Origin of the sequence: Actinotalea endophytica (genome assembly GCF_025717005.1) — a bacterium.
GTDB lineage: Bacteria > Actinomycetota > Actinomycetes > Actinomycetales > Cellulomonadaceae > Actinotalea.
Genome location: NZ_JAOVZU010000004.1, coordinates 376,171 through 390,653 on the forward strand (window position 1 = coordinate 376,171; position 14,483 = coordinate 390,653).

General features: G+C 68.1%; 13 protein-coding genes and 1 tRNA gene. 6 read left to right on the forward strand and 8 right to left on the reverse strand.

The genetic code is table 11. The annotated features are described in order from the left end of the window. Window positions 1-14 precede the first annotated feature (14 nt). The gene (locus OEB99_RS09245; RefSeq protein ID WP_263509758.1) at window positions 15-1,205 is read left to right on the forward strand and encodes a RimK family alpha-L-glutamate ligase; all 1,191 of its coding nucleotides are present in this window, start codon (window positions 15-17) and stop codon (window positions 1,203-1,205) included. A 240-nt stretch (window positions 1,206-1,445) separates the two neighbouring features. Here the strand turns inward: OEB99_RS09245 and OEB99_RS09250 are convergent, their stop codons facing one another. The 3 genes from OEB99_RS09250 to OEB99_RS09260 form a co-directional block, all read right to left on the reverse strand. Then, window positions 1,446-4,562, reverse strand: coding sequence for a DEAD/DEAH box helicase (locus OEB99_RS09250; RefSeq protein WP_263509759.1), 3,117 nt, complete (start codon window positions 4,560-4,562; stop codon window positions 1,446-1,448). 296 nt (window positions 4,563-4,858) lie between these two features. Next, window positions 4,859-5,686, reverse strand: coding sequence for a hypothetical protein (locus OEB99_RS09255; RefSeq protein WP_263509760.1), 828 nt, complete (start codon window positions 5,684-5,686; stop codon window positions 4,859-4,861). After that, window positions 5,676-6,893, reverse strand: a complete 1,218-nt coding sequence (locus tag OEB99_RS09260) for a TIR domain-containing protein (protein WP_263509761.1) — start codon at window positions 6,891-6,893, stop codon at window positions 5,676-5,678. The genes OEB99_RS09255 and OEB99_RS09260 overlap by 11 nt, the downstream gene beginning before the upstream one ends. An 88-nt stretch (window positions 6,894-6,981) precedes the next feature. Here OEB99_RS09260 and OEB99_RS09265 point away from each other — a divergent pair, with 88 nt between their 5' ends. From OEB99_RS09265 to OEB99_RS09275, 3 genes are all read left to right on the forward strand, one after another. Next, window positions 6,982-7,464, forward strand: a complete 483-nt coding sequence (locus tag OEB99_RS09265; protein WP_263509762.1) for a TIR domain-containing protein — start codon at window positions 6,982-6,984, stop codon at window positions 7,462-7,464. Window positions 7,465-7,472: 8 nt separating this feature from the next. Further along, window positions 7,473-8,078, forward strand: coding sequence for an Nmad2 family putative nucleotide modification protein (locus OEB99_RS09270; RefSeq protein ID WP_263509763.1), 606 nt, complete (start codon window positions 7,473-7,475; stop codon window positions 8,076-8,078). 192 nt (window positions 8,079-8,270) lie between these two features. Next, a complete protein-coding gene (locus OEB99_RS09275; protein WP_263509764.1) occupies window positions 8,271-9,290 on the forward strand; it encodes a nucleotide kinase domain-containing protein in 1,020 nt (339 codons plus the stop codon). Here the strand turns inward: OEB99_RS09275 and OEB99_RS09280 are convergent. From OEB99_RS09280 to OEB99_RS09300, 5 genes are all read right to left on the reverse strand, one after another. Continuing rightward, window positions 9,262-10,254, reverse strand: a complete 993-nt coding sequence (locus OEB99_RS09280) for a thymidylate synthase (RefSeq protein WP_263509765.1) — start codon at window positions 10,252-10,254, stop codon at window positions 9,262-9,264. The genes OEB99_RS09275 and OEB99_RS09280 overlap by 29 nt on opposite strands. Before the next feature lie 7 nt (window positions 10,255-10,261). After that, a complete protein-coding gene (locus OEB99_RS09285; protein WP_263509766.1) occupies window positions 10,262-11,011 on the reverse strand; it encodes a dTMP kinase in 750 nt (249 codons plus the stop codon). A 227-nt stretch (window positions 11,012-11,238) separates the two neighbouring features. Further along, window positions 11,239-11,312 (reverse strand) — tRNA-Met (locus OEB99_RS09290). Window positions 11,313-11,366: 54 nt separating this feature from the next. Then, the gene (locus OEB99_RS09295; protein WP_263509767.1) at window positions 11,367-12,176 is read right to left on the reverse strand and encodes an ATP-binding protein; all 810 of its coding nucleotides are present in this window, start codon (window positions 12,174-12,176) and stop codon (window positions 11,367-11,369) included. Between the two features lie 118 nt (window positions 12,177-12,294). After that, on the reverse strand, window positions 12,295-12,789 hold the full coding sequence (locus OEB99_RS09300) for a MarR family winged helix-turn-helix transcriptional regulator (protein WP_263509768.1): 495 nt from the start codon (window positions 12,787-12,789) through the stop codon (window positions 12,295-12,297). A 107-nt stretch (window positions 12,790-12,896) separates the two neighbouring features. On the opposite strand from OEB99_RS09300, the gene OEB99_RS09305 reads away from it, so the two are divergent. After that, window positions 12,897-13,466: an NADPH-dependent F420 reductase gene (locus tag OEB99_RS09305; RefSeq protein ID WP_263509769.1), complete on the forward strand. Its 570-nt coding sequence runs from the start codon at window positions 12,897-12,899 to the stop codon at window positions 13,464-13,466. A 2-nt stretch (window positions 13,467-13,468) separates the two neighbouring features. Next, on the forward strand, window positions 13,469-14,323 hold the full coding sequence (locus tag OEB99_RS09310) for a dioxygenase family protein (protein ID WP_263509770.1): 855 nt from the start codon (window positions 13,469-13,471) through the stop codon (window positions 14,321-14,323). Window positions 14,324-14,483 lie beyond the last annotated feature (160 nt).

Below are 14,483 nucleotides of genomic sequence, written 5' to 3' on the forward strand. Positions count from 1 at the left end.
TTCCGGGATCCTCAGTGAAGCTCGCCATCCTGTCCCGCGCGCCACGCAGCTACTCGACCCAGCGGCTGCGCACCGCGGCCCTCGACCGCGGGCATGTGGTCAAGGTGCTCAACACGATGCGGTTCGCCATCGACCTGTCGGGGGACGAGCCGGACCTGCTCTTCCGCGGCAAGCAGCTCTCGCAGTACGACGCGGTGCTGCCCCGGATCGGCAACTCGATCACCTACTTCGGCACCGCCGTCGTCCGCCAGTTCGAGCAGATGGACGTCTACACCCCGAACACGGCGAACGGCATCACCAACTCCCGGGACAAGCTGCGCGCCACCCAGATCCTCGCGCGGCACCACATCGGCATGCCGCCGACGACGTTCGTGCGGGAGCGGGCCGACGTGCGCCCGGCCATCCAGCGGGTCGGCGGCGCCCCGGTGGTGATCAAGCTGCTCGAGGGCACCCAGGGCATCGGGGTGATCCTCGCCCCCGACCGGGGGGTCGCCGAGGCGATCATCGAGACCCTGCAGAGCACCCGGCAGAACGTGCTGATCCAGAGCTTCGTGAAGGAGAGCAAGGGCCGCGACATCCGCGCCCTGGTCGTCGGGGACCGGGTGGTTGCCGCGATGCGGCGCACCGCTCAGGGCGACGAGTTCCGCTCCAACGTGCACCGCGGCGGCTCGGTCGAGGCGGTGACCCTCGACAGCGCCTACGAGGAGACCGCGGTGCGAGCCGCGCAGATCATGGGTCTGCGGGTGGCGGGCGTGGACATCCTGGAGGGCGAGGACGGACCCCTCGTCATGGAGGTCAACTCCTCCCCCGGCCTGGAGGGCGTGGAGACCGCGACCAAGCTCGACGTGGCCGGGGCGATCATCGACTTCATCGACAACCAGGTGGCCTTCCCGGAGATCGACGTGCGGCAGCGGCTGACCATCTCCACCAAGTACGGCGTCGCCGAGATCGTCGTCCACTCCGCCTCGACCATGGTCGGCAAGCCGATCGGAGAATCGGGGCTGGCGGAGCGGGACATCTCGGTGCTGACCTTGCACCGGGGTACGGGGGTGATCCCCAACCCCGGCGGGCGGCGGGTGCTCGAGGACGGGGACCGGCTGCTGTGCTTCGGCGACCTCGAGCAGATGCGCGACCTGATCCCGAGCAGGCGCCGGCGGTCGCGGCGGGTGCGGAAGCTGCCGAAGACGCCGATCCACGAGTCGTAGGGGGCGGGGGCGGGGCGAGGGCGGGCCTCGGTCAGGCGGTGCAGACGTCGATGGTGGGCAAGAACTCGCCTTCGTGCGCTGCTCGCCGGTTGAGCACGGCTTGGGTGGCGTGGCGGTGACGGCTGACGGTTCAGGCTCCGCCCCCACCGCCTGCCCGCGCTCCCCAGCACGCCCGGAGGACCCTAGGCTGGAATCGCCACCCAGGGCGCCCTGGGGCCATTCGAGGGCTGAGGCGTTGCACTACGACACCACGCTTGCGGAGGCGAAGTCGGCGGCAGGCATCGGGGAGCGGAGCCGCCACGTGATGGCGATAGGGCGCTCGCCCCGATGGTCGACATAGTCGGCCTCTCCCAGGAAGAGATAGGGCGCCCCGGTCCCGAAGGCAGAGACCTTGCGGGGTCGCGCGAAGAGGAGGATGTGACTCCCCCGGGCGCGGTGGTTGAGGTAGCGCTGGCCGGTCTTGGAGGCAACCGACGTTCCAGACTGAGACTCCCAGTGAAAGAGCTCTGGGTTGATCGCGTAGTCCTGGTACATCGTCGTCGGGGAGTACTCGGCCTCGGACTTGTGCAGAGTCACGAGGAACGCGTCAACGTTCGCCTCTGGCGCGAACAGCACACCCTCTCGGAAGCTGTTTGCCTTCCGATCACTGACCGATACGTAGTCAAGTGCGGCGACGATCTCCTCGCGTGTGTACCGAGCATGAACGCGCAACGGCCGCAGGCTCAACTCCCCCGAGAGTCGCGCCGTCACGCGTTCTGCGCGGTCCAGGCCGAGGCGAACAACCGCTCGGAAGTCCTCACGGGCTGCAGCTTCAGTTCGAAGGGCATCCAGCCCGGCGGCATACGACTGGAATCCACCGCCATCTGGCCAGAGGGAGAAGAACAGCATCCGCCCGTACGCCTGCAGGACGCTGTCAGCTTCGTCGTACGCCGGTGCCTCGTCGCCTAGCCACGTGAGATAGGCCGCTGCTCGGTCGAGATCGTCGACGTGACAGAGGGCGCGGACGCGCTTGAGGAGACCCTCTTCCAGAGGCCCTCCATCCTGGACTGCAATACCGGTCTCGCGGCGTAGCCGCGTCCACGACCGGTCGTCCCGCACGACATCGGCCAGCTCTACCCCAGACTCGCCGAGGAATGTCGAGAGGTGGTCGGTGGGATGAGCCTTCAGCTCTGAGGCGATCCCGGACCAGCGAGTGGTGACCTGGCTCCGGATGTTCTGGAGTACGAGATCCTGGCTCCGCCGATCGAGGATGATCTGCGTTCCCGACGGAAGGAAGGGAAAGCCGCGCTCGATGTCGCGCTCGAGTCCAGCGCGGGTGCTGCCCGTCATGGCGCGAAAGCGCCGGTCGAACCGGAACTCCTTGCGGTGGTGCCCAACGAAGTCGAGCGCCGTCAGCACCGCCTTGTCCGGGGCGCGACGCAGCCCTCGACCAAGTTGCTGCAAGAAGACTGTTGAGCTCTCGGTGGGCCTCAGAAACAGCACAGTGTTGATCGCGGGGACGTCCACACCCTCGTTGAAGACGTCCACGGTGAAAACTGTCTGGACAGAACCGTCGATCAGCCCCTTGAGAGCGGCATCCCGGTCCGCAATCGCCGTATCGCCGAGCACCGTTACCGAACTGATTCCGGCATCGTTGAACACGCCCGCCATGTAGTGCGCATGGTCACGCGAGACACAGAAGGCGAGGGCCTTCATCCCGGCCACATCGGCGAGCTTATCTCGCACAGCCTTGAGAATGATCCGCGCGCGAACATGATTGCCCGTCACGAGTTTGGAGAGTTCGCCAGCGTCGTATGCCCCAGCTCGCCAGCCGACGCCGGCCATGTCCAAGCCGTCAGCGACACCGAAGTAGTGGAAGGGCGTGAGCAAGTCGGCCTTGAGCGCATCCCACAACCGCATCTCGGCCGCCGTGCGGCCATCGAAAAGTGCACGAACGTCGAGACCGTCGCCGCGCTCGGGCGTGGCTGTCAGGGCGAGTAGCTCGCGTGGACGAAGATGGTCGACGATCGCCCGGTACGTCTTCGCCTCGGCGTGATGAAACTCGTCGACGACCACAACGTCGTAGGCGTCTGGAGGGACGTTGGCGATGCCGTACGACGTCAGGGACTGCACGGAGGCGAACACGTGGTCCCATCGCTCGGGTCGCGCCCCGTCGACGTAGAGCTCCCCGAAGCCAGCGTCGCCGAGGACCTCACGGTAGGTGCGGAGCGATTGCTGGAGGATCTCCCGCCGGTGTGCGACGAACAGGAGCCTCGCCCGGGACCCGGAGTCGGCGTCTGCGGCCAGCCGCCGGTAGTCCAACGCAGCAACCACCGTCTTGCCGGTTCCGGTCGCGGCGACTACGAGGTTCCGGTGACGATCGTGGACGACGCGCTCGACGTCGAGCTGGTCGAGCATCTCCTGCTGGTACGGATACGGACGCACCTCTAGACCGGACAGCGTGAGCGTCACTCGGTCGCGCGTGCGCCTACCGGACGCTTCGGCGAGCGCGTCATCGAGACGGTCACGGTCGGCGGCCGGCTCGTAGGTCTCGAACGTCGCGTCATTCCAATAACTGTCGAACGTCGCGCGGAACTTCTGGATAAGCGCTGGTGTTGAGACCGATGAGAGACGGACGTTCCACTCCACCCCGTCGAGCATGGCCGCGCGAGAGAGGTTGCTGGAACCCACATATGCAGTGTCAAATCCCGTGTCGCGCCGGAATAGCCACGCTTTCGCGTGCAGGCGTGTTCTCTGTGAATCGAACTGCACCTTCACCTGGGCTCCGAAGTCATGGACTAGCCGGTCCAGCGCCGCCCGCTCGGTTGCGCCCATATAGGTGGTGGTGATCACCCTCAGGGAGACCGCGCGTTCTCGCAGGGCTTCCAGTCGATCCTCGAAGAGCCGAAGCCCATGCCACTTGACGAACGCCATGATGACGTCAACTTGATCGGCGCTCGCCAGCTCGGCTCGAATCTCGTGGCCGACACCGGGCTCTCCGGCGGCGTTTGTCAGGAGAGCAGCTTCCGAGAGCGGTGTGGAAGGGCGGTCTGGAGGTCGATGCCCGACCTGACCCGGCCCGCCCGGGCGGGTGACGGCGAGGAGTTGCCTCGCGCCATCAACCATGTCGGCGGCCTCACCCCAGGCCTCAATGAATCGATTGACGCGTCCGAGGCGGCGGCCAGCGTCACGCTCCTCGCGCAACGCTCGCCGCACAACATCGCGCACGTGCCTGGCGAGGATGTCAGGCGCGTCCGCCGAGTCGATGTCCGCCTGGCGCATGTCGAGGCCATGTGCAAGGGCAAGCTTCTCCTCCAGCGCCCGAGTGATCAGCGACTCGTAGAGACCCTCGACCAGGCTCTCGTCCTCTCGCGACATGCGAAGTAGCTTGCCAGTGACGGCCGCGGGTGACGCGCGAAGTCGCGCGGGCACCGACGCCGTCACTCCGCTGCTCGGGTGGGCGAGCCCTCGCCCTTCGGCGAAGGGCGCTGGCGACGCGCCGGGACTCCTCGAGCAACGCGGAGCCGTCAGCAACCTGGCCAAACCGCTGCTGGCGGCATTCCCGACGGCCCTCGACGTAGCCGTAGTCGCGTCCCTTTCACAGTCCGTCGAGTCGCTGGGCGGCTGGAAGGCCGCCGCTGCGAACGACGCTGGTGCATCTGAGATTGGTGCGCTCACCGGCCAAGAAGCCGGGACAGCCCGAGAATCGCGAGGGTCGCGATGTCGGACGGACGGTTCGACGAAGCGAAGAGTCGCGCATCATCGTCGTCGAGTCCTTGGGCACCCCGCGTGCCGTGAAGTCGGCTGAAGGCTGCCTCGTCGACGAGAGCCTCCGCACCTTGCGGCATCCCCTCGGGCAGCCAGTCATACAAGTCCGGCGTCTGGTGTCTGCCGACAAACGCCGCAGCGCCACCGAAGCCGCCAGCAACGTAGAGGGGCTTGCCCGCGCCGAGAGTCAGGACGGCTTCTTCGACGACGCCGGGGATGGCACCCAGGTAGTCCGAAAGCCGACCACCAACAATGACGCGGCTATCGCAGACTTCCGCGATGAGCGTCCGCGCCGTGGTCAGAGCTGTTGACGGCTCAACCTCCGCCCGCACGAACCCTGGCTGGTTCGCCCCGGATACGGGAGCCGCGACGCCGACGCCGTCGATGAGGTGTACTTCGGAGTGCACGCCGAGTCTCCCGACGTACGCCTGCAGCTCGGCCCGCGAGAGGTTGGCGTGTTCGGTGAACGGAACGTAGTGCTCGAAGACGACGTGGTCGGTCGCATACCGTTCCGCCTCTTCGCGGACGATCTGTGTGAACCCGACGTCGATCTTGCCGCCATAGACGGCGATACCCCCCGCGAGGACGATCGCCCGGGTGAGTTCAGCGACGGTGAGCTCCAGGTGAAGCGGACTCAGGCCGAGTCTCGCCAGGTCAGCGCTCTCGGATACCGAAATCGCGATGCGGCGGCCGCGAAGCGCATCGCGGGGCACCAAATGCGGGTCAACCATCATGCGGCAACACACCACCTCTGGCGGCGAACGTGCGGGGAGTCAGGACGTCGACCTTCGCATCGAATCCCGCAAGCGCGCACAACTCGTCGGCGACTCGTCGTTCGGCGGGACCGAGCGGCGGGTCAGGATGGATGATCCACAGGTGCTTGTCGTCCGCCTGCTCGGCGCGGTGGTCTGCCAGCCAACCAATCGCCGTGACGGGCTCGGGGGCGTGCACGGGTGCCCAGTCGAATCCCTGCTCCAGCATGAACTCGCCCTGTGCGCTCCAGAGAGCGCGCTTCAGCGCTTCGTCGACCAGGCGGTTCAGGCTCGCGTTGATCGAGGTGGCGCGATCGGCACGGTCGAGCGGAACAGTTGGAACGTGGTCCATCAGGAACGACCCGCGAGCCTCGCCCTCGGTCAGCGCGACGAGAGCGACGACGGGAACGTCGTGACGTTTCGCGGCCAGGACCTCCCGCTGCGTCCATTCGCGGCTGGCGTACGCGTCGGTGCGAACCATGAGCAGTGCCGACTCGGCGGCGCTCTGCTCGAGTTCGGCCGCCCAGTCGCTTCCAGGCTGCAGGTCGTGGGCGTCGAAGAACTCGGCAAGCTTCGTGTCCGCGATCACGCCGCGAACGTCCGCGAACACGGCTGCATGGGCGAGTTCATCCTCGCCAGCAGACGAGTGTTTCGCGTGACTGACGAAGACCTTGATCGGCGTCTTCGATCCGGCCGCCAGTTGAGCGATCGTCTGTGCTGCGCTGCGCTCGAGGAGCCCTGGGTGGCCATCGTCGAGAGATTCATCCGGCAACCGCTGGAAGCTGCCGATCGCGCGCAGGAGCGCTGATCCAACTAGATTCACGTTCCGGCCCACAGGTGCGACGACGACACGGTCGCTGCCCGCCGCCCCGATCCCTTCCAGATACAACCGCCACCTGGGCTCGGTCTCGACGGTTTGCCGCAGACCCGGACCGAGCACCGGGATGATGGCCGCGAGCAGCGCCGGCTGGACCGACGCACGTGTGTCACCAGGGAGGACGAGGGGGCGCGGAGCGTCGCCCGCGTCGTGCCAGCTCACGCTCCGGGAGTACACCTCGACGGCTCCGCCTATGAGACCCGAATATGTCGGTGAGTGGAAGTGGCGGTGAAGACGCTCGAACACCCGCGCGCCGTCAGGGTCATCCGAGTGCCACACGACATACACGTCGAGGATCGGCGGGACAGGCATGAGCGCAGCGTAGAGCCGAAGTTCATCCTCTTGCGCGGGTCGTCGTGTCGGTGACTGCTCCTAGCCTTCTGTTGAAGGGAGTTGCGTCATGGCCGAGCAAGCCGAGCACCACAACGTCTTCATCAGTCACCGCCACGAGGACGATGCCCTCGTCGGGAAGCTGAAGGATCTCTTGTCCCGGCACGGCGCCGAAGTTCGAGACTCGTCGGTGACGAGCGATAGCCCGAACAACGCCCACTCCGAGGACTACATCAAGTCCATCCTCGCCGACCGGATCAGGTGGGCCGGCAAGATCCTCGTGATCATCACGCCGGAAACCAAGAACCACGAGTGGGTGAGCTGGGAGATCGAGAACGCGGCGCGCTACGGCGACAAGCGCATCATCGGCGTCTGGGCGCCGGGCGCGGAAGGCGTCGACATGCCCGCAGAACTCAACGACTACGCGGACGCCGTTGTCCGCTGGGATGGAGACACAATCATCGACGCGCTCAACGGCGACGACGTCGGCCCGTGGCAAGGCCCCGATGGGGCACCCGTCACACCGCGGTCGATCAAGCGGCTGAACTGCTGAACCCGCGAATGAGGATCTTCAGTTACGTCGTGCTCCACGACTTCGGATTCGCGCCGAACCCGTTCGGCGGCACATGCACGCTCGCGACGTGCAAGCCGCAGATCAGGCGCACGGGGCACGTCGGCGACTGGATCGTCGGAACTGGGTCGGCCCAGAAGTCGTTGGCCGGCCGACTCGTCTACGCCATGCGGGTCAGCGAAACGCTGACGTTCAACGACTACTGGCGCGACCCCCGTTTCGCGGGCAAGGTGCCGCGAACGGACGGCGCACTCAAGCACGTCTACGGCGACAACATCTACCACCAGGACGAGTCGGGGCGCTGGCAACAGGCGGACTCCCGGCACAGTCTGGCCGACGGCAGTGCGAACCCCGGTCACGTCAGGATCGACACATCAACGGACCGCGTCCTCATCGGCGCGGAGTTCAGCTACTTCGGCGCCGACGGCCCTCAGATTCCTGCTGAACTCCGTTCCGGCTACGACGTCGACCTGGTTCTCTCCGGGCGCGGGCATCGGTGTCTACTTCCCGCGGATCTGGTCACGGCGACACTCGCGTGGCTCGGGTCGCTCGAGCGGGGCCTACTCGGCCGCCCGGCGGGCTGGCCCGCAAGGTAGTCCCACGCCTGCGACGGGAGTGCTGGTCGGTCCAACACGCCCCCGTCGAACCCCGTCGTTGGCTCCAGCGCAATAGTGTCGGGGTGCGGTCGCGCCCCGGGCTCTGCCAGGGTGAGCGGCCGAAGGCGCAGTCGTTCGCTGCGCGGCGCGCCGGATGGTTGACCAACGAGAGCGCAAAGGTTGGGGAACACCATGAGGTCGATCGCGATCAACGGCCACACGGTCATCGCGACCGACGTACTACAGAGCTACTGGTTCGTCGCTGCTGAACGTCAGCGCATGTACCACCAGCGACTGCGAGCTCAGCCGTACCCGTGGACGCGCGATCCGATCCTGTCGGCCTACCGCTTCACGAACGCCTATCGAGCGGCAGATCGAGTCTCTCAGGACCTAATCCGGGTGCAGTACGCCGGCTCGCAGGAGCCCGATGACTTGCTGCTTCGCACGTTGATCTACCGCTTCTTCAACAAGCCGAGCACCTGGGCGGTCGTGGAGGGTGCCGTCGGTTCGCTCACCACGGCGGCGTTCGACGTCGAGCGCATCAGCCTCGAGATGGACCGGCGACTTGCCCTGGGGCAGCGGATCTACTCGCCTGCCTACATCATCCCACCGCCGCCGTTCGGCGCGGCCCGAAAGCACCTGAACCACTTACGCCTGGCCAAGCAGATGATCGCTTCGGATGCGGCCAGCGCGATCGAAGCCGCGTCGAGCTTGCGCGAGGTGTTCAACATCATCTCGTCCTACCCGTCGCTTGGACCTTTCCTTGCGTTCCAGTTGACTATCGACCTGAACTACTCCGCGTTGATCGACTTCGACGAGAACGAGTTCGTGGTCGCTGGCCCCGGGGCACGCAGCGGCATCGCGAAGTGTTTCGTGGACACCGACGGGCTACGCCCTGAGGACCTAATACGGTGGGCCGTCGACCATCAGCAAGAGGAATTCGAACGGTACGGGCTGGACTTTGAGGATCTCTTCGGTCGCCCCCTGGCACTGATCGACTGCCAGAACCTCTTCTGCGAGACCGACAAGTACGCGCGAGTCGCGCACCCGGACGCGCCCGGCATCGGGCAGCGCACCCGCATCAAGCAGCGCTTCGCGCCGCAGACGCCGCCGTCGATGCCGCAGCCGTTCTTCCCACCGAAATGGGGCCTAAACGAACGCGCTCAGGCGGCGGACCAGACGGTCAGTGGTCGCGCGCATTCGGCCGGTTGACGAACTCCCGTGCGACGGCGCCAACATCGCTGTCGCCGAGCAGGCCGAGCCGCTCCTCAAGCGCCGCCGGAGGTACCCGCCGTCTGAACGACCAGTACACGTCGATCGCGCGCAGGTACTCCGTTAGCAGCGGATCGTCGAAGGGGACCGCGAGCGCGTTAAGGTCCGTCCCCGCGCGCACGCTCTCCTCAAGGTCCATCCACCGAGCCAACACCCCGGGGGCGTCCTCCCACGCGGTGTCGTACCGCCTCCTCGACTGCCCCACGTAGGGCGCGTTGACGTCCGCACGGGCCAGCACCGCGCGCGCCCGGCCGTGGTGCCGCTCGTACAGGTGCAACGATGAGGTGAAGAAGGTCAGCACGCCCGGCTCGAGGCCGAGCCAGCGCGCCATCATCTCCATCGCGACGGACCACTCGAAGGCGTTCACTCCCGAGAAGCCCCACCAGATGTCCGTGCTGCGCGCCGCGACGTTCAGGTCGAGGCGTCCGCCGCGGGCCAAAAAGTGCAGCCAGTTGTTGCAGGGGATGTCGTTGCTGTCCTGGAAGTCCTCGGACGGGTCGAACAGGGACGCCACGGCCCGACGGGAGTTCGGAGAGTCGCGCAACACGCTCCGCACAGCCGCCAACTGGTCAGTGCCGTGCCAGGCACGCAAGCGAGGGCCGTAGCCAGCGCGCCAGGTCTTGCCACCGTCGTCCGAGAAGTCCGGTGCACGCTTGAGGTAGGGCGTGAGGTACGCCAGATCATTCCGCCCCGCGAGGACCCAGAGGCTCTCTGCGATCGTGGCGAACGGATTGTTGTTGCGGCCCGGCGCGAACACGAACCGCTCGAGGGGACGTTCGATCACGATCGTCTGCGAGACCAGCTCGATCGTCGGACCGACCCGACTCTCCGTCTTCGCGCCCTTGGTCAGCACTCGATCAAGCATCCCCAAGAAGGCGGCGTTGACATTGCTGAAGGTCGGCATCGGGACGCTATCTCCCGCGATCCGTGAGCAGGCCGCGATGGTCGAGCTCGCCCAGGATGAAGTCCGTCACTGAGTCCGCCACGCCAGGCCTGACTGCCACCGTGACGTCGCCTTGCTCGCGGGCCAGCTCCTGGTAGCCCGCGCGGATCGGCTGTGTGTTGTTGGCATCGTCTTCGTGGGGCTGGTCGAACAGGAACACCACCGATGCCGTGAGCGGCGCCCAGATCTCGGTCACAAGGCCGAAGTAGGTCTCGCGACGTATCCCTGCGGCCGGGACCTCGCCGCCATACCAGCCGTAGGCCAATGCGGACCACCACCACCGGTCCAGCACGACCGCGCGCTCAGTCAAGATGTCGGCGATGCGGCCCACGCTCTCGGCATGGCATGCAAGGTGCGCCAACTGCTTGGCTACGCCTGACTCCGGGCGAAGATCCTCCGACTCAAGCATCTTGTAGATCTTCTTCGTGAAGTGCGTCAGGCCGCGCGGCATGTGTACATGGGCGGTCGTCTGGGAACCGAGCGCCGCCAAGAGAGCCCTGGCCTGCGTCGACTTGCCGGTCTTGTCGAGACCCTCGAGCACGACGAGGGCTCCCTGGTTCAGCCCTCGCTTCGCCATGGTCTTGACCCCCGCCCCTGAGTCGCCGCAGGCCCCGCGGGCCTGGAGACAGGCTGGCACGTCCCGCGTGCGCGGCTTGGGCGGCGCGCGGCATGCGCGCACGCCGACTTCGTTCCCCTCCGGCCCATGGTCGCGCTCCAAGCCCCTCCTCTTCTGAATCGGGGCGCCGCCGGTCGAAGCTCGAGGAGCGCGGCAACGCGGCTGACACGGCGACCACGGCGGCCCATTCTCGGGCGCTCGTGAGCACAGTCGTCCAGGACCGTCCAGGGCCATCCTGTGGGCCTGCCTGCATACCATCTGCATACCGAAACGCCAGAGGCCCTTTCGATCCGAAGATCGAAAGGGCCTCTGACCTGCACCTTCACAAGTAGCGGGGGCAGGATTTGAACCTGCGACCTCTGGGTTATGAGCCCAGCGAGCTACCGAGCTGCTCCACCCCGCGTCGGGACACTCAACAATACGTGGTCGTCCCACGATCGGCCAAATCGAGGCTGACTCACCCAGCCTTCCGCCGCATCCACCCCCGCCGCCCGAAGTGGTCCGCCGCGTAGTCGATCGCGTCCGCCACCCCCAGCTCACGCGTCGAGTTGCCCAGCCGCGCGTAGAACACCACCTGCTCGCCCTTGCCCCGCGCGAACACCGGCCGCGGCGACGGCGTCGCGTCCACCCGGCAGATCGCCCGCCCGTGCACCACCGGGAATGTGACCCGCAGCAGCGCCACCGCGGGCGCGCCGAGCGCACGCGTGAGGTGGTCGTGCAGCCACAGCTCGTACCGGTCCAGGTCGGGCGCCTTCATGTACTGGAGGTCGTCGTCCAGGCCGAGCGCGTGCCCCTCGTCGTCCACGCCGATCAGCAGCGTCCCGCCGCGCGCGTTGAGGAACCCGGCGAGGGTCTTGGTGATGACGGCCTCCATGCGCTCGTCGCGCTTGCCGGAGTGCAGGTTGTGCCGCGCGGTGGACTTGAACTCGACGGTCGCGGACTCCCCCGCCTCGACCAGGGCGGTCGCGTCCGGCGCCTTGCCGCCCACCAGGCGCTCCGTGACCACGAGCACCAGCACGGTCCCGAGCACGGAGAACAGCGCGAGGAACCCGACGTGCGGGGTGCTCGGGTTGCCCATCGCGACCTGGGTCACGGCCCCGCCGAGCACGGCGCCGACCACGCCGGCGAGCACCGCTCCGGACGCGCTGAGGCTCGATCTCCCGCGCAGCAGCCAGCGGCTGCCGAGGCCCAGCGCCGCACCGACCAGAAGCATGCTGATGCCGGCCACGACCAGGGCGGTCGTGATCGGCGCACTCGTCGAGTCCACGTCCGGCAACCTATCGTCCGCCGGGGCCGCCGCGACGGTCCACCGCCCGGCTCGGCACCGGCCCGCGAGCCCGCACCGGCCTGGCTCCGCCCCCGCCGACTCGCCGGCGTCGGCCGCGCTACTCCTCCACCCGCGCCCGCTCGTACGGCGCCGTCATCACGCCGTCCGGGTCAAGCCGCGTCAGGATCGCCCCGGCGATCGCCGAGAGCTGGTCCACCTGCTCGTCGGTCAACGCGTCCAGCACCGTCTCGCGCACGTTCTCCACGTGCCCCGGCGCCGCCGCGACCACCGTCGCCCACCCCGCCTCGGTGAGCACCGCGTTCGTCGCCCGCTTGTCCCCCGGGCAGGGCACCCGCTCCACGAACCCGCGCCCCTCCAACCGGGTCACCACGTGCGACAGCCGGGACAGCGTCGCGTTGGCGCGCGCGGCGAGCGTGGTCATCCGCAGCGTGCGCTCGGGCGCCTCGGAGAGCATCGCCATCACGTAGTACTCGAAGTGCGAGAGGTCGGAGTCGCGCTTCAGCTGCTGCTCGAGCGCGCCGGGCAGCAGCTCGGTCATCGCGATCAGGCGCACCCACGCCTGCAGCTCGCGGTCGCCCAGCCAACGCGTCATGCTGCCCACTCTACCGGAAAGGTTGACGCTTCAAGCAAACACGTCTATCGTCGTGGTTGTCGCTTCAACTAAACCAGTCGGCGCACCGCCGAGAAGGAGCATCAGACATGACGCACGTGAGCATCATCGGGACCGGCAACATGGGTGGCGCGCTGGACGCGGTGCTGACGCGCGGCGGCGTGGCGCACACCCTCGTCGCCAAGGGCGCGGCCCTGCCTGCCGACACCGACATCGTCGTCCTCGCGGTCCCCTACGGCGCCGTCGCGGACGTGCTCGCCACCTACGGCGACGCGCTGACCGGCAAGGTCGTCGTGGACCTCACCAACCCGGTGGACTTCGAGACCTTCGACTCCCTGGTCGTCCCGGCCGACTCGTCGGCCGCCGCCGAGATCGCCGCCGCCCTCCCGGGCGCGAGCGTCCTCAAGGCCTTCAACACCACGTTCGCGGGCGCGCTCGCCGGCGGCACCGTGCTGGAGAACCCGACCACCGTGCTCGTCGCGGGCGACGACGCCGACGCCAAGGCCCTTCTTGCCGACGCGGTCTCGGCCGGCGGCCTGACCGTGGTCGACGCGGGCAGCCTCAAGCGGGCGCGCGAGCTCGAGGCGCTCGGCTTCCTGCAGATCACCCTCGCGGCCGCGGAGAAGACCTCCTGGGCCACCGGCTTCCAGCTGGCCTGACGATGTCCCACCCGTACGCAGACTTCCTGCGGCGGGCGTCCACGATCGACGCAGCGACACCGCGTCGGGCGTGGACGCCCGCGGACGGCCCGCTGCCCGCCCTGTACGTGTCGCACGGCGCTCCGCCGCTGCTCGAGGACTCCGGCTGGATGGACGACCTGCACGCGTGGGCGCGCCGCCTGCCCGTCCCGCGAGCAGTGCTGATCGTCTCGGCGCACTGGGAGTCCGCGCCGCTCGCGCTGTCCACCACCGACGGCCACGCCGACCTGGTCTACGACTTCGGCGGCTTCGACCCGATGTACTACCGCCTGCGGTACGACACCCCCGACGCCACCGACCTCGCCGCCCTGGTCCGCACCGTCCTGCCGGACTCCGAGCCGCTGCACGAGCACACCTCGCGCGGCCTGGACCACGGCGCCTGGGTGCCGCTGCTCGCGATGTTCCCGGACGCGTCCGTCCCGGTGCTCCAGCTCAGCATGCCCACGCACGACCCTGCCCGTCTGCTCGAGCTGGGCAGCCGGCTGCGCACGCTGCGCGAGCACGGGGTGCTCGTGATCGGCTCGGGGTTCATGACCCACGGCCTGCCGTTCATGAACTGGGCGGACCTGACCGCCGTCCCGACCTGGTCGGCGGAGTTCGACGCCTGGGCCGCCGAGGCCCTGTCCCGTGGCGACGTCGACGAGCTCTCGGGCTACCGGCACCGCGCCCCGGGCATGCCGTACGCGCACCCGACGGTCGAGCACTTCACGCCGCTGTTCCTCACGCTCGGCGCAGCGACCGACCCCACCGCCGCCCCCACCACGGCCCTCGACGGCTTCTGGTGGGGCCTGGCCAGGCGGTCCCTCCAGGTCGCCTGACCGGCACAGCAGCCGACCGCGCTGCCCCCGGGCGACACCGCCTGACGGCTCGCGCCCGACCCCGGCGACAACCACCCCTGAACCCCGCGAGCCGGGGAGCCGCCCCTCCGGGGGGGCGGGGGCCCCCCCGCCCGGGGGGGGGGGGGGGGCGGCGGGGGGG